This is a genomic window from Elstera sp. (genome assembly GCF_044372965.1).
In the GTDB taxonomy this organism is placed as follows: Bacteria; Pseudomonadota; Alphaproteobacteria; order Elsterales; family Elsteraceae; genus Elstera.
This window is the reverse complement of the sequence record NZ_JBILQX010000070.1, coordinates 1-16,295: the sequence shown is the minus strand read 5'-3', so window position 1 is coordinate 16,295 and position 16,295 is coordinate 1. Positions and strand designations below refer to the sequence as shown.

17 protein-coding genes and 1 pseudogene are annotated in these 16,295 nt (G+C 60.6%); 13 read left to right on the top strand and 5 right to left on the bottom strand.

The features are described 5' to 3' along the window. A pseudogene (locus tag ACIQ36_RS10605) lies at positions 1-104 on the top strand (IS5/IS1182 family transposase); the annotation flags it as partial. Between the two features lie 203 nt (positions 105-307). Here the strand turns inward: ACIQ36_RS10605 and ACIQ36_RS10600 are convergent. Beyond that, positions 308-1,510: a LysR family transcriptional regulator gene (locus ACIQ36_RS10600; RefSeq protein ID WP_395828981.1), complete on the bottom strand. Its 1,203-nt coding sequence runs from the start codon at positions 1,508-1,510 to the stop codon at positions 308-310. A gap of 145 nt (positions 1,511-1,655) precedes the next feature. Between ACIQ36_RS10600 and ACIQ36_RS10595 the strand changes: the two genes are divergently transcribed. The 12 genes from ACIQ36_RS10595 (at position 1,656) to ACIQ36_RS10540 (ending at position 13,074) form a co-directional block, all read left to right on the top strand. Then, entirely contained in the window at positions 1,656-2,357 is a 702-nt protein-coding gene (locus ACIQ36_RS10595; protein WP_395828979.1) for a 4-carboxy-4-hydroxy-2-oxoadipate aldolase/oxaloacetate decarboxylase, read from the top strand. Next, complete coding sequence (locus tag ACIQ36_RS10590; RefSeq protein WP_395828977.1) at positions 2,351-3,457, top strand: 4-oxalomesaconate tautomerase; 1,107 nt, start codon at positions 2,351-2,353, stop codon at positions 3,455-3,457. Before ACIQ36_RS10595 ends, ACIQ36_RS10590 begins: the two co-directional genes overlap by 7 nt. Next, the gene (locus ACIQ36_RS10585) at positions 3,454-4,338 is read left to right on the top strand and encodes a DUF1932 domain-containing protein (RefSeq protein ID WP_395828975.1); all 885 of its coding nucleotides are present in this window, start codon (positions 3,454-3,456) and stop codon (positions 4,336-4,338) included. Before ACIQ36_RS10590 ends, ACIQ36_RS10585 begins: the two co-directional genes overlap by 4 nt. Then, positions 4,338-5,360, top strand: a complete 1,023-nt coding sequence (locus ACIQ36_RS10580; protein WP_395828983.1) for an amidohydrolase family protein — start codon at positions 4,338-4,340, stop codon at positions 5,358-5,360. The genes ACIQ36_RS10585 and ACIQ36_RS10580 overlap by 1 nt, the downstream gene beginning before the upstream one ends. Before the next feature lie 2 nt (positions 5,361-5,362). Beyond that, entirely contained in the window at positions 5,363-6,262 is a 900-nt protein-coding gene (locus tag ACIQ36_RS10575) for an amidohydrolase family protein (RefSeq protein WP_395828973.1), read from the top strand. Next, positions 6,262-6,657 (top strand): protocatechuate 4,5-dioxygenase subunit alpha, encoded by a 396-nt coding sequence (gene ligA / locus ACIQ36_RS10570; protein WP_395828971.1) that lies wholly within the window; start codon positions 6,262-6,264, stop codon positions 6,655-6,657. Before ACIQ36_RS10575 ends, ligA begins: the two co-directional genes overlap by 1 nt. Further along, a complete protein-coding gene (locus tag ACIQ36_RS10565; RefSeq protein WP_395828969.1) occupies positions 6,650-7,492 on the top strand; it encodes a class III extradiol dioxygenase subunit beta in 843 nt (280 codons plus the stop codon). The genes ligA and ACIQ36_RS10565 overlap by 8 nt, the downstream gene beginning before the upstream one ends. A 20-nt stretch (positions 7,493-7,512) precedes the next feature. After that, positions 7,513-8,466 (top strand): Gfo/Idh/MocA family oxidoreductase, encoded by a 954-nt coding sequence (locus tag ACIQ36_RS10560; protein WP_395828967.1) that lies wholly within the window; start codon positions 7,513-7,515, stop codon positions 8,464-8,466. Positions 8,467-8,692: 226 nt separating this feature from the next. After that, the gene (locus ACIQ36_RS10555; RefSeq protein WP_395828965.1) at positions 8,693-10,159 is read left to right on the top strand and encodes an aldehyde dehydrogenase; all 1,467 of its coding nucleotides are present in this window, start codon (positions 8,693-8,695) and stop codon (positions 10,157-10,159) included. Between the two features lie 33 nt (positions 10,160-10,192). Continuing rightward, positions 10,193-11,014: a p-hydroxycinnamoyl CoA hydratase/lyase gene (locus tag ACIQ36_RS10550; RefSeq protein WP_395828963.1), complete on the top strand. Its 822-nt coding sequence runs from the start codon at positions 10,193-10,195 to the stop codon at positions 11,012-11,014. Positions 11,015-11,017: 3 nt separating this feature from the next. After that, on the top strand, positions 11,018-12,505 hold the full coding sequence (locus tag ACIQ36_RS10545) for an AMP-binding protein (protein WP_395828961.1): 1,488 nt from the start codon (positions 11,018-11,020) through the stop codon (positions 12,503-12,505). Between the two features lie 92 nt (positions 12,506-12,597). Next, positions 12,598-13,074 carry a MarR family winged helix-turn-helix transcriptional regulator gene (locus ACIQ36_RS10540; protein WP_395828959.1) on the top strand — a complete coding sequence of 159 codons (477 nt, stop codon included), beginning with the start codon at positions 12,598-12,600 and terminating at the stop codon, positions 13,072-13,074. On the opposite strand, the gene ACIQ36_RS10535 is transcribed toward ACIQ36_RS10540, so the two are convergent. Genes ACIQ36_RS10535 through ACIQ36_RS10520 form a run of 4 tightly spaced genes read right to left on the bottom strand, consistent with a single transcriptional unit; the run spans position 13,071 to position 16,183 of the window. Further along, the gene (locus tag ACIQ36_RS10535) at positions 13,071-13,799 is read right to left on the bottom strand and encodes an ABC transporter ATP-binding protein (protein ID WP_395828958.1); all 729 of its coding nucleotides are present in this window, start codon (positions 13,797-13,799) and stop codon (positions 13,071-13,073) included. The two genes, ACIQ36_RS10540 and ACIQ36_RS10535, sit on opposite strands and share 4 nt — an antisense overlap. Further along, positions 13,786-14,544 carry an ABC transporter ATP-binding protein gene (locus tag ACIQ36_RS10530; RefSeq protein ID WP_395828956.1) on the bottom strand — a complete coding sequence of 253 codons (759 nt, stop codon included), beginning with the start codon at positions 14,542-14,544 and terminating at the stop codon, positions 13,786-13,788. Before ACIQ36_RS10530 ends, ACIQ36_RS10535 begins: the two co-directional genes overlap by 14 nt. Continuing rightward, a complete protein-coding gene (locus ACIQ36_RS10525; RefSeq protein WP_395828954.1) occupies positions 14,541-15,536 on the bottom strand; it encodes a branched-chain amino acid ABC transporter permease in 996 nt (331 codons plus the stop codon). The genes ACIQ36_RS10530 and ACIQ36_RS10525 overlap by 4 nt, the downstream gene beginning before the upstream one ends. An 11-nt stretch (positions 15,537-15,547) precedes the next feature. Next, positions 15,548-16,183 (bottom strand): branched-chain amino acid ABC transporter permease, encoded by a 636-nt coding sequence (locus ACIQ36_RS10520; RefSeq protein WP_395828952.1) that lies wholly within the window; start codon positions 16,181-16,183, stop codon positions 15,548-15,550. Between the last annotated feature and the right edge of the window lie 112 nt (positions 16,184-16,295).

The window sequence follows — 16,295 nt, the reverse complement described above, 5'->3', positions numbered from 1 at the left end:
GCGCGCGCCGCCTGGCAACACGCTACGACAAAACAGCCGTAAGTTACCTCGGCTTCATTCACATCATCGCCGCAAGATTGTGGGTGCGGAGTTTGTCAACATGACCTAGGGCGCACTCACGGAGGTGACAGGCAGTTTTCCAGTACAGATCGCCGAATTCCCGCGCGGCTGAACAGGGGCTTTGCGTCACAGATAGCGCCATGCAATCAACTCTGGCACGGAGCACCCGCTGCGCTTTTCAGTTCGGGCCTTTCGCGGTAACTACCGAAAGCCCGTAAACGAAAGGGCAGGGGGGCCAATCGACCCATCAAGTTTTTGAAAGGCTCTGACGTAACCGCTGCAAAAACAGGGTCTGTAGTCGCGTCGGCTTCCACCCAAGTCGTGTCGTTGTTCCGATCGGTCGTTCCGATCCCTTAAGGGGGAGGGGGAGGGCGATCAAATGCTGTGTTGCTATTTCATGCCCTACTTGGCGTTCCGACAGCAACACGGCCCGGTCGCTCCCTAAAACCAGCGCGCGGGTCGCAATTAATGAACCGCATTCGATAAGGCGCGTCGGAATAGGAAGCCCGGCATGCGTAAAGAGGCGCTCAAACTGCTGGCGGGCGGGCGCACCGGGTGCCGCAACGATCCAGTCGAGCCGCGCCAGGGCTTCGGGCGTGGGGTGGGGCAGGGTCGCAATCGGATGGTCGCGCCGAACGATAATAGCGAGGGGCTCGCTGAACAGGGCTTCCTGAACAATATCGGGTGTGGGTGGCGGCAGGCGCAGCGCGCCAAGGATGAGATCAAGGTTCCCCCGCCGCAGCTCATGCAACAGTTCGTTATAGGGACCATCGACGATACGGATACGGGCGTCTGGATAGTCCTGCAAAACGGCAAGAACGGCGCGCGGCAAGATTTGTGCTCGGGCGAGCGGCAGGCAACCGATGGCAATCGATCCATCCATAACCCCGCGCCCCTCACGGAGTTCCTGAACCGCTTGTTGAAGCTCGGCGAGGACGAGGCCCGCGTAACGGGCAAGGTTAATGGCGTCGCGGCTCGGCTCCATACCGCGCGGGGTACGCTCGAACAGCGGAGTGCCCCACAAGGTTTCAAGGTCCCGGATGGCGCGGTTCACACTGGGCTGCGAGACGGAAAGCCGTTCGGCCGCTAGCGTTAGGCTACCGGTTTCGACCGTCAGAATCACCGCGCGGAGATGAACGATCGTTACAAGCGTGGTGAGCCCCGAGCCGTTTTTTCCAATCGGACCTAATTCTCGTTCGGCGGCAACTAGATGGGCAAAGGCGCGGTTGATCCGGTCAGCAAACCCCGCGCCAAGGTCGGTCGGATAGAGCCCCGTGGGCACACGGGTAAAGAGAGGCTCCCCCACCATAGCCTCCAAGCGGCGGATTGCCTGGCTAATGGCGGGCTGGGTGAGGTGCATCACGGCGGCGGCATGGCTCGTGCTGCCCAACTTTGCAACCGCAGCAACCGCGCGCAAAGTTCTTAGCTTTGGGAACCCTGCTAGATCCACAGAACCCTCTCCATCCGTCATCGCTCTAACAAAAATTTCTACCATAGGGCAGGGAAGTGAGTCGCGTCGAAGGATCGTTTGGCGTTGAAGTTAACGTAAGAAAGACGAAGCAACGCTTCGAGAATGATTGAGGGAGCGGACGCTTATGCCCACCGTTATCACCGATTGCCCGCGTGTGGCGCTGCCGCTCGTGGATCGTTTTCAGTCGTTCGGTGTTGCCACCGTTCACGAGGCGCAAGGCCGGGTAGGGCTGATGCACGCCAGACTCCGCCCGATCTATCGTCCCGCCCATATTGCCGGGAGTGCCGTGACGTGCACGGTGGCGCCGGGGGATAATTGGACGATCCATGTGGCAGTCGAACAATGCCAACCCGGCGATATTCTGGTGGTGACGCCAACTAGCCCCTGCGAGGACGGATATTTTGGCGATCTTCTGGCCGTTTCCCTTCAATCGCGCGGCGTGCGCGGGCTGATTATGGCGGCGGGCGTGCGCGACACGGCGACGCTGACCGAGATGAAATTCCCGGTCTGGTCGAAAGCGATTTTTGCCCAAGGTACGGTGAAGGAAACTTTGGGCGATGTGAACCTGCCAATGGTCTGCGCCGGGGTTTTGGTCAATCCGGGCGATTTGATCGTCGCCGATGATGATGGGGTTGTTGTCGTGACCCGCCTTTCCGCCGAAAGCGTGCTGGAAAAATGCTTAGCGCGCGAAGCGAAGGAGGCGCAAACCCGCGCGCGACTGGCGGCGGGCGAGCTTGGGCTGGACATTTACGCCATGCGTCCGCGTTTGGCCGAAAAAGGGCTCGTGTATCGGTCGGCGCGCGACCAGGAGGCGACGGAATGCTAACAGCCATTCCCTGCACAGTGATGCGCGGCGGCACCTCGAAAGGGCTCTATTTCGACGCCGCCGATTTGCCTGCCGACCCTGCGGTGCGCAATCAGATTTTATTGGCGGCGATGGGATCGCCCGACGTGCGCCAGATCGATGGCATGGGCGGCGCGCATTCCCTAACCAGTAAGGTCGCGGTGCTGAGCCGGTCGGACCATCCCGATGCGGATGTGGATTATCTCTTTCTTCAGGTCGCGGTGGATCGGGCCGAGGTGAGCGACAGCCAGAACTGCGGCAATATCCTGGCGGGGGTTGGCCCTTGGGCGATTGAGGCCGGGTGGGTGCCGGTTGCGGGCGATGTCACGCCCGTCCGGATTCAGATGGTCAATAGCGCGAGTTTTGCGACCGCCCTGGTGCCAACGCCGGGCGGGCAGGTTACCTATGACGGGGGGGCGCGGATCGATGGGGTGCCGGGCACCGCCGCGCCGATCCCGCTTGAATTTCTCGATGTTGCGGGCTCTTCCTGCGGCGCGCTGCTGCCGACGGGCGCGGTGCGCGATAGGGTGGATGGCGTGGACGTCACCTGCATCGACAATGGCATGCCGATTGTGCTGCTGCGGGCGGCGGATTTTGGTCTGTTGGGCACCGAAGCGCCGGAGGTTCTGGAGGCCGATAGCGCGCTCAAAACCCGCATCGAAGCCTTGCGCCTGAAACTCGGCCCGCGGATGAACCTTGGCGATGTGGCCAAAAAAACCGTGCCGAAAATGACGCTCGTTGCCCCGGCGCAAAACGGTGGGGTGCTGACGACGCGCAGTTTCATTCCGCACCGGGTGCATGAGGCGATTGGCGTGTTGGGGGCGGTGAGCGTTGCGACCGCCTGCGTTATTCCGGGGTCGATTGCGGCCGAAATCGCCGGGCCGATTTCGGCGGAAGCGGGTCTTGTGCTCGATATCGAACACCCTACCGGCTTTTTCTCGGTCGATATGGTCGCGCAGGTGTCGGGTGATCCGCTGAAACCCGACGTGCGCGTGACCCGCTCGGCCCTGTTACGCACGGCGCGCAAGTTGATGCAGGGGATGGTTTTCGTGCCCGCGTCGCTCTGGGAGACCGCGCCATGATCCGGATTGCGCTAATTGGCTTTGGCGAAGTCGGCCAGATTCTGGCCGATGATCTGAAAGACCGGGCCATGCTAACGGTTTGGGATACGCAGTTCGCCGATCCCGCCGCGATCCCGCGGAAAGCTGCCACGGTGCGCGCCATAGCGCTGCCCGCGTCGGCGGCGGATGCGGTCGCCGGGGCCGATCTCATTGTCTCGGCGGTTACGGCGGCGCAAACCTTGGCGGCGGCGGAAGCGGTTGCCGCAGGGATTGCCCCCGGCGCGCGCTATCTCGACCTCAACTCGGCCTCCCCAGGGCAGAAGGCGGCGGCGGCGCAGGCGATTGCGGCGCGCGGCGGGGTCTATGTGGAAGGGGCGGTGATGTCGCCCTTCCCGCCGAAGCGCCTCGGCTCGCCCATCCTATTGGGCGGCCCCGCTGCACAGGCGGCCTTGCCGGAGTTGGCCGCGCTCGGCTTTTCGGGGGTGGCGTTTTTCTCTGAGACCCTCGGGCAAACCTCCGCTGCCAAAATGTGCCGAAGTGTGATGATTAAGGGCATTGAGGCGCTGCTCACCGAATCCCTGCTGGCGGCCCGTCATTATGGGGTCGAGCCGACCGTTCTTGCGTCGCTGGGGGATCTGCTGCCGGGGCCGGATTGGCCAAAGCTCGCGCGCTATATGATTTCCCGCTCGCTCGTTCATGGCCGCCGCCGGGCGGAGGAAATGCAGGAGGTCGCGCGCACCGTCACCGAAGCGGGTGGCCCCGCCTGGATGAGCGCGGCGAGTGCTTTGCGTCACGCTTGGGCCCCCCAATTTTCCCACGCCGATAAGGCCGAAACCCTGTTGGATATGCTCGATGCTATCCGCGCCGATGCGGCGTTCGGGCTGAAAGATGCTGCCGAATGATAATTATCGACTGCCACGGCCATTACACCACGGCCCCCGGCCCGCACCAAAGTTTCCGCGAGGCCCAGCTTGCCGCTTTTGCCGATCCGTCGAAACCGCCGCCCAAACCGGCCACGATCAGCGACGATGAAATCCGTGAGAGTGTCGAGCAGAACCAGTTGCGGCTTTTGCGCGAGCGCGGGGCCGATCTCACGCTGTTCTCGCCACGCGCTTCGGCGATGGCGCATCACGAGGGCGACGAAGCGGTGTCCCAAGCCTGGACGCGCGCCTGCAATGATCTGATTAAGCGGGTCGTCGATCTGTATCCGGCGCATTTCGTCGGCGTTTGCCAATTGCCGCAGTCGCCCGGCGCGCCGATTGCCAATTCGGTGGCGGAGCTTGAGCGCTGCGTAACCGAGCTTGGCTTTGTCGGCTGCAACCTGAACCCCGATCCCTCCGGCGGCCACTGGACCTCCAAACCGCTGACCGATCGATCCTGGTATCCGCTCTACGAAAAAATGGTGGAGCTGGACGTTCCGGCGATGGTCCATGTCTCGGGCTCGTGCAACTGCAATTTCCATGCGACCGGCGCCCATTACATCAACGCCGATACGACCGCCTTCATGCAGTTCATCGAAGGCGATTTGTTCCGCGATTTCCCGACGCTTCGGTTCGTCATTCCGCACGGCGGCGGGGCCGTGCCCTACCATTGGGGGCGGTATCGCGGCCTTGCCGATATGATGAAGCGCCCGCATTTGCGCGACCATGTGATGAAGAACGTCTTCTTCGATACCTGTGTTTATCACCAACCGGGCATCGACCTTTTGTTCAAGGTGATCGATCTTGAGAATATTCTGTTCGGCTCGGAAATGGTCGGCGCGGTGCGCGGGATCGATCCCGAAACCGGGCAGTATTTTGACGATACTAAGCGCTATCTCGATGCGCTGCCGCTGACCGAAGCCCAACGCCATCAGGTGTTCGAAGGCAATGCCCGCCGGGTCTATCCGCGTCTTGATGCCATTCTAAAAAACCAGGGGCGCTGACGATGGCCGCTTTCACAATGGATGCCGATTGGCTGCCCTTTCATCCCGCCCCGAGCAAACCCAGTTTTCGCCTGCCCCCCGGCGCGGTCGATGCCCATTGCCATGTTTTCGGGCCGGGGGATGTTTTTCCTTACGCGCCGGAGCGGAAATATACGCCCTGCGACGCGCCGAAGGAAAAACTCTGGGCCTTGCGCGATCATCTCGGCTTCAGCCGCAATGTGATCGTCCAGGCCACCTGCCACGGGGCCGATAATCGCGCGGTGGTCGATGCACTGCGCGCCTCGAACGGTACGGCCAAGGGCATCGCCACCGTCCGCCGCAGTGTGACCGACGGCGAATTGCTGGAGATGAATGCCGCCGGGGTAAAGGGCGTGCGCTTCAACTTCGTCAAGCGCTTGGTCGAGACCACGCCGCCCGATGAGCTGCTGGAAATCGCCCGGCGCATCGCTCCCTTGGGCTGGCACGTGGTGATCTATTTCGAAGCGCCGGATTTGCCCGAGCTTTACGATTTCATCGCCAGCCTGCCGACGATTGTGGTGGTCGATCACATGGGCCGCCCGGATGTGAGCAAGCCCGTCGACGGGCCGGAGTTTGGCCTCTTCGTCAAACTGATGCGCGAGAACCCGCGCATTTGGTCGAAAGTCACCTGCCCCGAGCGCCTCAGCCGGTCCGGCCCGCCGGACTATGCCGATGTGGTGCCCTTCGCCCGGCATTTGGTCGAAAGTTTCCCGGACCGGGTGCTGTGGGGCACCGATTGGCCGCACCCGAACCTGAAATCCCATATGCCCGACGATGGGCATTTGGTCGATATCATTCCCAAAATCGCCCCAACCCCCGACCTGCAGCAGGCGCTGCTCGTCACCAACCCCCTGCGGCTCTACTGGCCCGAGGAGCGCGCCTAATGCCCCCGACAAAACCCTATGCCGATATTCCCGGTACGGTGATCTTCGACGCCGAACAGGCGCGCAAAGGCTATCACCTCAATCAATTCTGCATGTCGCTGATGAAGGCCGACAATCGCGCCCGCTTCAAGGCCGATAACCGCGCCTATCTGGACGAATGGCCGATGAGCGACGATCAGAAACTGGCGGTGCTGGCGCGCGACTTTAATCGGATGATTGCGCTCGGCGGCAATATCTATTTCCTCGCTAAGATTTTCTCGTCCGATGGCCAAAGCTTCCAGCAGGCCGCCGCCGGGATGACCGGCATGAGCCAAGAAGATTATGCCGCGATGATGCTGGCGGGCGGGCGTTCACCGAAAAACGATCACCTGCTGGAGCAAAAGCAGCATGGCTAAAATCACCGCCGGCGTCACCACGTCCCATATTCCGGCCATTGGGGCTGCGCTCGACAATGGCCGCAGCGCCGAGCCTTACTGGGCTAAAGTATTCAGCGGTTACGATTTTTCTAAACGCTGGATTGCCGAGGAAAAGCCCGATGTGGTCTTCCTCGTTTATAACGACCACGCCAGCGCTTTCAGCCTGGAGATGATCCCGACCTTTGCTATCGGTTGCGCCGATAGCTTCAAACCTGCCGACGAAGGCTGGGGGCCGCGCCCGGTGCCAACCGTTCAGGGCCATGCCGATCTTGCCTGGCACATCGCCCAATCGGTGATCCAGAGCGACTTCGATCTGACCATTATTAATAAGATGGATGTGGATCACGGGCTTACCGTACCGCTGTCCCTCATGTTCGGACAGCCCCAGGCTTGGCCGTGCCGGGTGATCCCTTTCGCCGTCAATGTGGTGCAATATCCGCCGCCGTCCGGCGCGCGCTGCTATGCGCTGGGCAAAGCCATTCGCACCGCAATTGAGAGCTTCGACGAAGATCTGAACGTGCAGATCTGGGGCACGGGCGGCATGAGCCACCAGTTGCAGGGGCCGCGCGCCGGGCTGATCAATGCCGAGTTCGATAATCGCTTTCTCGATCTCCTCGTGAACGACCCCGAGGCCGCCGCGCGCATCCCGCACGCCGAGTATATCCGCGAAGCCGGGTCGGAAGGCATCGAGCTTGTCATGTGGCTCATCATGCGCGGCGCTTTGGCCGAAACGGTCGAAGAGCTGCACCGCTTCTACCATGTGCCCGCGTCGAACACCGCCGTTGGGCATCTCATTCTAAAAAATCCGGCCTAAACCGCCATAGTAAGAGGGATATGATGAAACTCATCCTTGCCGGGCCGGGGGCCTTTGGCCAGAAGCATTTGGACGCGCTGAAGCTGATTGATGGCGTTGATGTGGTGGCCCTGGTGGGCCGCGAGCCCGCCGCGACGCAAGAGACGGCGCAGAAATATGGCGTGCCCCACGCCCTCGAAACCCTCGACGAGGCCTTGGCGCTGCCCGGCATCGATGCCGCCATTCTCTGCACCCCAACCCAGATGCATGCGGCGCAAGCCCAACAGTGCCTTGCGGCGGGCAAGCATGTGATGGTGGAAATTCCCCTCGCCGATTCCTGGGCCGATGCGCAAGCCGTGGCGGAGGTGCAAAAACAGACCGGCCTTGTCTGCATGGTCGGCCATACCCGCCGCTTCAACCCGTCGCACCAATGGATCCATAAGCGCATTCTGGCGGGCGAATTGACGCTGCAACAGTTGGACGTGCAGACCTATTTCTTCCGCCGAACCAATATGAACGCCCTGGGGCAACCGCGCTCCTGGACCGATCATCTGCTCTGGCACCATGCGGCCCATACGGTTGATCTCTTTCAGTATCAAACCGGCGAAACCGTGGTCGCCGCCAACGCCCTGCAAGGCCCCGCGCACCCCACGCTCGGCATTGCGATGGATATGTCGATCCAGATGAAGGCCCAGGGCGGGGCGCTGTGCACCCTATCGCTCTCCTTCAATAACGATGGGCCGCTCGGAACTTTCTTCCGCTATATTTGTGACCAGGGCACCTACATCGCGCGCTACGATGATTTGGTGAATGGTAAGGAAGAGAAGATCGATGTATCCAAAGTCGATGTATCGATGAATGGAATCGAACTTCAAGACCGCGAGTTTATCACCGCCATCCGCGAAGGCCGCGAGCCAAACGCGAGCGTTGCCAAGGTTTTACCCTGCTACGATATTCTGAATAAACTCGAACAGAGCCTTTCTGCGTCCAACTAAAATTTTAGTGTATCGGTTCAATATTTGACAAAAACCCCCGCGCCTTAGTGCGCGCGGGGGCCTTTCTGCTTTTAATTCCCCATGGTGTGCGTCGTGGCGCGCAAGCTTTCTCAAACTGGGGCAATCTCCCAAAAAGATGTTGATTAATCATAATGGTTATATAACATAACAAATAACGATAAACGCCGCGCCATCAATGAGCGCCTTGGTTTTGGGAGAAAACAGGATGAGCACCTCAGCTCCGGTCAGCGTTCCCCTTTTCATCAATGGTCACCCCGTTCCGGCGAGTACCGGGGCCGAGTTCGAGCGCCGCAATCCACTCACCGGCGAAATTGCCAGCCGAGCTGCTGCGGCGAGCCTTGCCGATGTTGCGCGCGCCGTGGCCGCCGCTGAAGCCGCTTTTCCCGCCTGGTCGGAGATGGGGCCAAGCGCCCGCCGCGGGCTGCTCCTGAAAGCCGCTGAGGCCCTAGTCGGCCGGGCCGAGGCCTTCGTTGCCGCGATGGCGTCCGAAACCGGCGCAACAAAGGGCTGGGCGATGTTCAATGTCACCCTGGCCGCCAATATGATCCGCGAGGCTGCCTCGCTCACCACGCAAATCAATGGCGAGATCATCCCAAGCGATAAACCCGGCTGTATGGCGCTTGCGGTGCGCCAACCGCTCGGCGTGATCCTGGGGATGGCCCCGTGGAACGCCCCGGTTATTCTGGGTGTCCGGGCCATTGCAACCGCGCTCGCCTGTGGCAATACCGCAATTTTGAAAGCCTCGGAGCTTTGCCCACTCACCCATAGCTTGATCGGGCAGGCTTTTGCCGACGCAGGCCTGCCGCCCGGCGTTCTGAATGTCCTCAGCAACGCCCCCGAGGATGCGGCCGAAATTGTTGGGGCGTTGATCGATCATCCCGCCGTGCGCCGGATTAATTTCACCGGCTCGACCCGCGTTGGCAAAGTCATTGCTGCCCGCGCGGCGGTCCACCTAAAGCCGGTTCTGCTGGAATTGGGCGGCAAGGCCCCGCTCTTGGTGTTGGATGACGCTGATTTGGACGAAGCCGTGAAGGCCGCCGCTTTTGGCGCTTTCTTCAATCAGGGCCAGATTTGCATGTCCACCGAACGCATTATCGTTGATGCCAGCATTGCCGATGCGTTTGTCGCCAAATTCGTTGAAAAGGCCAAAACACTGGTGGCGGGGGATCCGCGCGTCGGTGCCACGCCGCTGGGATCGATCATCGACCCCGCCGCAGGGATCGGTATTCAAGCCTTAATCGATGACGCAACCGCCAAAGGCGCAACCCTGCATCTGGCCGCCCCGGCGGCTGGAACGCTCTTGTCGGCTGCCGTGCTGGATGGCGTGACGCCCGACATGCGAATTTATGCCGACGAGAGCTTCGGCCCCGTCACAACGATTGTCCGGGTCTCGGGCGAGGAGGAGGCTATTCGCGTCGCCAATGATACCGAATATGGCCTAACCGCCGCCGTTTTTACCCGCAACATCGCGCGCGGGCTTAAAGTTGCCAAACGCATTCAGTCGGGCATGTGTCACATCAATGGCCCCACGGTGCATGACGAAGCGCAAATGCCGTTCGGCGGCGTCAAAGCCAGCGGGTATGGCCGGTTTGGCGGTAAAGCCGGAATCGATGCTTTCACCGAACTGCGCTGGATCACGGTTGAAACCCTGCCGGGCCATTACCCGATCTAATTATAGCTCCTCTTCTTCAGAAAGCGGTTCACCATGACCAGCCCGGTTGCCTTCGACGTTGAAAACAATATTGCGTGGGTGCGCTTCAACCGCCCCGAGAAGCGAAACTGCATGAACCCGGCCCTGAACCGCCGGATGATGGAAGTGCTCGACGAGCTTGAGTATCGGGACGATGTGCGCGTTCTGGTACTTTCGGGTGAAGGTTCGTCCTGGTCCGCCGGTATGGACCTCAAGGAATATTTCCGCGAGACCGAAGCCAAAGGCCTTGCCGCCACCCGCGCGGCCCAGCGCGATGCTTACGGCTGGTGGCGTCGCCTGCGTTGGTATCAGAAGCCGACGATTGCCATGGTCAATGGTTGGTGCTTCGGCGGCGGTTACGGCCCCCTGTTCGCGTGCGATCTGGCCTTTGCTGCCGAAGAAGCCCAGTTCGGCCTATCCGAAATCAACTGGGGCATTCTTCCGGGCGGCGGGGCGACGAAAGTCGTGGTCGATTTGCTGACGATGCGTGACGCCATGTACCATGCCCTCACGGGCGAAATGATCGACGGAAAGAAGGCCGCCGCCTGGAAACTGGTGAATGAGGCCGTTCCCTTGGCCGACCTCAAAGAGCGGGTTACGGCGGTCGCCAATATCTTAATAGCCAAGAATCCGGTCGCCTTGAAGGCCACGAAAGATGCGGTGCGCCGTGTCGGTGAAATGACCTACGAAAACGCCGAAGATTATTTGGTTCGTGCCCAAGAGGCCGCGAATTCCTACGATAATGAGGGGCGTAAGGAAGGGATCCGCCAGTTCATTGACGAGAAGACTTATAAGCCTGGGCTTGGGTCTTACGATCTCTCCAAGCAAAAGTCCTAATCGATGGTTGGGGCGGTTGATGCGATTGGGCTGCACGCGCGTCTGCGGCCCGATGCGATTGCAGCAGAAGATCTTACGCGCGGGCAAAGCTGGACGTATGCGGCGCTGAACCGGGCCGTTGGCCAATGGGCGGCCGCCTTGACCGCGCAGGGGATCCGCGCAGGGGACCGCGTTGCCGCCCTGGCGAAGAATGACGCCTGGTTACCGATCCTCCATCACGCCTGTGCCCGGCTTGGGGCGCTCTATGTGCCCTTAAACTGGCGCTTGTCGGCTACCGAAATCACCAGTTTGCTGGAGGATTGCCGCCCGGCCTTGTTGGTTGGCGATGGGTTGCTCACGACATTAGCAGCCTCCCACGGCGGTATTCCCTTAGCTGTCCTTGCCGCCCAGGCGGATGGCCTTGCGCCCCTGGCGGAGGAGCCGTTTGACCGTGCCTTACCATCGCTGATTCTCTATACGTCGGGAACCTCGGGCCGCCCGAAGGGGGTGCTTCTCTCCGAAAAGAACATCGACCAAACGGCCATCAGTTTTTCCGTTTTGGGTGAGGTCACGCAGCGCAGCAGTTTTCTGTGCGACGCCCCGATGTTTCATATTATTGGGTTAATCACGAGCCTTCGCCCGGCCTTGCTCAGGGGCGGGCGTCTTATTGTCTCGGATGGGTTCATTCCGGCCCGAACTCTCGCCCGCCTATCCGATCCCGAGCTGGGGATTACCCATTATTTTTGTGTGCCGCAGATGGCGGCCCTGCTGCGCGCCGAACCGGCCTTTGATCCCGAGCGTTTGCGGCATCTGGTGGCTATTTTCACCGGCGGTGCCCCCCATCCGGCCCCAGCGATTCAGGCTTGGCTCGATGTTGGCATTCCCATTGTCGACGGATTCGGGATGAGCGAGGCGGGCACCGTATTTGGCATGCCGGTTGACCGCGACATTATCGCCGGGCGGGCAGGGGCGGCAGGCATTGCCATGCCCGGCTTGCAAACCCGCATTATTGGGGTAAGCGGCGACGACTGTGGGCCGGGTGAGGCCGGGGAACTCCTGCTAAAAGGGGAGAATATTACCGCAGGCTATTGGCAGCGCCCCGACGAAACCGCGCACGCCTTCACCGACGACGGATGGTTTCGCACCGGCGATATTGCGCGCGCGGATGCGGAAGGGTTCCACTGGCTCGTGGACCGTAAGAAGGACATGTTCATTTCCGGTGGGGAAAATATCTTTCCGGCGGAAGTTGAAGCCGCTGCCATTGCGCACCCCGATATTGCCGAATGCGCCGTTGTTGGCCTGCCCGACGCGCGCTGGGGCGAGGTGGGGCATTTGTCCGTTGTTCTAAAAGCAGGCTCTAAGCTTTCGGCTGAAGGGTTGCTGGCTTTTCTCGAAACCCGGATTGCGCGCTTTAAGCTGCCTAAAACCATTCTCTTTGTGCCTGCGCTCCCGCGCAATGGCGCAGGAAAGCTGATAAAAGCGGAAATTAAGCGGCAATTGTCTGAACGTTGAACCACAGCTCTCCGGGGCAATCAGGCGCATGGCGTTTTAGGGGGGCGCGGGCTATTGCTACCCCTAAACAACAAGCGCGGTGGTTGCCTTTTATGTCGAGACGCCTTGAGCCCGAACTAGATACATCTTTTGTCGATACGCTGATTGGCTATAACCTTCGCCGCGCGTATTTGGTGATTGCGCGGGATTTTGCCCAAAGCCTTGCGGGCGTGGACTTAGGCCCGGTCCAATTCACGATTTTAACGTTGATCGACGCCAATCCTGGCTGCACGCAAAATAGTATTGCCAAGGCAATCGCTATTAAGCGGACCAATTTTGTCGCTCTGCTCGATGGGTTAGAGGCGCAGGGCTTGGCCGAGCGTCGGCCCTCGCCGACCGACCGGCGCTCCCACGCGCTCTACCTCACCCGGGCGGGGCAGGCGATGCTGGTCGATCTTAAACCCCGCATCACAGCCCACGAGCAGAAATTCGCGGCGGTCATGAGTAGCGCCGAGGCCGATCTACTCCGCGATATATTGGTTCGCCTGCGTCGGGTTGGCATCGACGCGGCAGATGACACGGATATCTAAGCGACTGTGCCGGTTTGTTGAACCAGATCCACCCCCAAAAAGCGCTCTGTGAGGGCGTGATCGGCCCGAACATCGGCCGCCGCGCCCTGGTGCATCACGCGGCCCCGCTCCAGAAAAATCACCTGTTCGGCAAAATCAAAGGCCCGATCGACCTGCTGTTCGACCAAAATAATGGTCATTTTCAGGGTCGTCAGCACCTGCATGAGCTGATCGCAAATAACGGGCGCGAGGCCCTCCAACGGCTCATCCAGCAGCAAAACGCTGGGTTGCCCCAGGAGAGCCCGAGCAACCGAAAGCATTTGCTGCTCCCCGCCCGATAAGGCCCCGCCGCCGTTGCGTCGCCGCTCTTTAAGGCGGGGGAACATCGTATAAGCTTCGTCCAGGGCCGACCGTGGCCGCCCTTTAAGACCCGTGACGAGATTTTCCTCGACGGAGAGCGAGCGAAAAATATCGCGGGTTTGCGGGACATAACCGAGCCCCAGTTCGGCCCGCCGCGAGGCTGGTAGTCCGGTTAAATCGATCCCGTCCAGGGTCAAAGTGCCGGCATGCCGCCGGGTTTGCCCGACAAGGCTCGCTAGCGTTGTTGTTTTGCCGACACCGTTGCGGCCCAGAAGGGCAATCCGGCTTCCGGCGGGGGCGGAAAGGCTGATGCCGTCGATAATCCGGGTCTGCCCGTATCCCGCCGTTAGGCCATTGGCCTCAAGATGTCCCTTAAGCGCGCTCACGGGCTCTGCTCCCTAGGTAAACGTCTCGAACCTTTGGATCCGCTGAAATTTCAGCCGCTGTTCCACTGCAGAGCACTTGGCCTTGGGCCAAGACGATGATGCGGTGGGCAAACCGGAACACAAGGTCCATATCATGATCGATCATCAACACGGCCAAATCGGCCGGAAGCCGATCAAGCGCATCCAGAATGCGGTGGGATTCGGAGTGGGGGACGCCCGCCGCAGGCTCGTCGAGAATCAGCACCTTGGGTTTCAAAGCCAGGGCGAGGGCAATTTCCAGCAAGCGCTGTAGCCCATAGGCCAGGGCCGAAATTGGGGTTTCAGCGACGGCAGAAAGCCCCATGACCGCCAAAAGCTCGTCAATCTCAGCCTTGGTCGCGGCATCGGGGCGCAAGCTGCCAAAGAGGCGGAACGTCTTTTTTCCCCGCTGTAGGAGCGCAAGATGCACATGTTCCCGGACGGTGAGGCTCGGAAACAGGCGCGCGATCTGAAACGAGCGGATTAGTCCCCGCTGCACCCGGGCTTGCGGCGGCAGCTTGGTAACATCGTGCCCGTCGAGATAAATCGCCCCCGCCGAAGGTTTTAGAACACCGGTAACGAGGTTAACGAAGGTCGTTTTGCCCGCGCCGTTTGGCCCGATCAACGCGCATCGCTCGCCCGCCTTTAGGCTGATATTGACGTTCGACGAAACGGCAAGCCCGCCAAAATTTTTGACCAGCCCTGAGACGCGTAAAAGCTCGCTCATATCCCCCTCCCCGCGAGGCGCTGGAACAGTTTTTCACTCAGCGCGGTAATGCCGCCCGGGGCGAATAAGACAATCCCAATCAGGAAAAGGCCGATGAACAGCATCCAGTGGAAGGGGTCGGTCGCGGCAAGAATATGGTGGATGGTCATAAACGCCACCGTTCCGATAACCGCACCATAGAGACGGCCCGTTCCGCCTAGAACCAGCATCACGACCGCTTCAGCCGATAGGGTAAAGCCAAGGCTATCGAGCCCCACGATCCCCGTCGTCACGGTGGTCAGCGCGCCCGCCAACCCGGCAAAGGCCCCGCTGACCGTGTACATGACCATCAAATACCGGCGCGGATTGCCCCCGAGGGCCGCAATCCGCAACGGATCTTCCTTCACGCCCCGGCAAGCAAGCCCAAAAGGCGAGCGCACGATTCGGCGGGCAATCGCATACGCCACGATCAAAACCACAAGCGCGAAGAGGTAGGAGGTGCGCCCGTAAAGATCAAAGCGAAACAGACCGAGGACCGGGCTGGGATCGATACCCGATAGCCCGTCGCTTCCGCCCGTCAACTCCCGCCATTTATTCGCAAGCGATTGCAGAAGTTGCGCGACGGCAATTGTCAGCATCAGCAGGGTAAGCCCGTGGGCGTGCAGAATCAGCGCGCCGGTTATCAGCGCAACCAGCCCGCCCGCGACGGTGCCGATCAGCAAGAGCAGCAGCGGATCCTGAACAAAATGGACCGCCATAATCCCTGCCGCATAGGCCCCCGCGCCAAACAAGGCGGCGTGGCCTAAGGTTGCGATTCCGGCATACCCGAGGACAAGATCGAGCGAGAGAATATAAAGGGCCATTGTGAGAATTCGGGTCAGCAGCCCTAAATCCTCCGGGAACAGAAAATACGCTAGAATCCCTCCACCGATCATTAAGGGCAGGACAGTGGGTTCTCCAAGCGCGCGGCCCCAGCGGGCGCGGCGATTTTCGAGCAAAGCGGGTAAACGCATCAGATCGCCTCTCACGCGGCCCTCCTATGGAAGAAGCCGTTCGGCCAGCGGAAAAGAATGAGGATGAGGGCCGCCGAGAAAAAGAATTCCCCGAAGTTCGGCACAAGGTAGCGCCCCGCCGTATCGAGAATTCCCAAGGTCAGCGCCGCAACGACCGAGCCCAAAATACTTCCCGCGCCGCCAACGGCGACAACGGCCAGAAACAGCACGATGTACCGGATGGCATAATAGGGATCGAGCGGTAAAAGTTCGGCCCCCAGCACGCCGCCCAAAGCGGCAAGCCCGGTGGACAGCGCAAAAACCGCTGTATAAAGCCGCTCGGTGCGAATGCCCAAAGCTTCGGCCATCGCAGGATTATCGACGGCGGCCCGCAGTCGGACACCAAAATTGGTTCGTTCCAGCAGTGCCCATAGCCCCAAGATGGTGACGGCCCCAAGGCCAATCACAAAGGCCCGGTGCATGGGAATGGTTTTGGAGCCCAGCGAAACCGACCCGCTTAAAATTTCTGGCAGCGGGATACGTTTGATGGTCGGCCCGAAGCCATAATTCACCAGCGCAATGATAACGAAGGTAAGGCCAATGGTGAGAAGCACCTGCTGCAACTCGTTATTGCCGCCATAGATGCGCCTATAGAGCAGACGCTCCAAGGGGAGTGAACCGCCCCGAGTTTGCCGGAGACCCCAACTCGTGAGAAGTAGGGTCTATGACAAGCAAGACGACGAACAAGTTTTCTCCTGAAGTCCGCGCCCGCGCCGTTCG

Excerpts from the sequence above, each read along its gene's own strand:
- ACIQ36_RS10530 (WP_395828956.1), bottom strand. The coding sequence starts at position 14,544 with ATGAGCGAGCTTTTACGCGTCTCAGGGCTGGTCAAAAATTTTGGCGGG.
- ligA (WP_395828971.1), top strand. The coding sequence starts at position 6,262 with ATGCCCCCGACAAAACCCTATGCCGATATTCCCGGTACGGTGATCTTC.
- ACIQ36_RS10525 (WP_395828954.1), bottom strand. The coding sequence starts at position 15,536 with ATGCGTTTACCCGCTTTGCTCGAAAATCGCCGCGCCCGCTGGGGCCGC.
- ACIQ36_RS10590 (WP_395828977.1), top strand. The coding sequence starts at position 2,351 with ATGCTAACAGCCATTCCCTGCACAGTGATGCGCGGCGGCACCTCGAAA.
- ACIQ36_RS10575 (WP_395828973.1), top strand. The coding sequence starts at position 5,363 with ATGGCCGCTTTCACAATGGATGCCGATTGGCTGCCCTTTCATCCCGCC.
- ACIQ36_RS10595 (WP_395828979.1), top strand. The coding sequence starts at position 1,656 with ATGCCCACCGTTATCACCGATTGCCCGCGTGTGGCGCTGCCGCTCGTG.
- ACIQ36_RS10555 (WP_395828965.1), top strand. The coding sequence starts at position 8,693 with ATGAGCACCTCAGCTCCGGTCAGCGTTCCCCTTTTCATCAATGGTCAC.
- ACIQ36_RS10560 (WP_395828967.1), top strand. The coding sequence starts at position 7,513 with ATGATGAAACTCATCCTTGCCGGGCCGGGGGCCTTTGGCCAGAAGCAT.
- ACIQ36_RS10565 (WP_395828969.1), top strand. The coding sequence starts at position 6,650 with ATGGCTAAAATCACCGCCGGCGTCACCACGTCCCATATTCCGGCCATT.
- ACIQ36_RS10585 (WP_395828975.1), top strand. The coding sequence starts at position 3,454 with ATGATCCGGATTGCGCTAATTGGCTTTGGCGAAGTCGGCCAGATTCTG.
- ACIQ36_RS10545 (WP_395828961.1), top strand. The coding sequence starts at position 11,018 with ATGGTTGGGGCGGTTGATGCGATTGGGCTGCACGCGCGTCTGCGGCCC.
- ACIQ36_RS10540 (WP_395828959.1), top strand. The coding sequence starts at position 12,598 with ATGTCGAGACGCCTTGAGCCCGAACTAGATACATCTTTTGTCGATACG.
- ACIQ36_RS10550 (WP_395828963.1), top strand. The coding sequence starts at position 10,193 with ATGACCAGCCCGGTTGCCTTCGACGTTGAAAACAATATTGCGTGGGTG.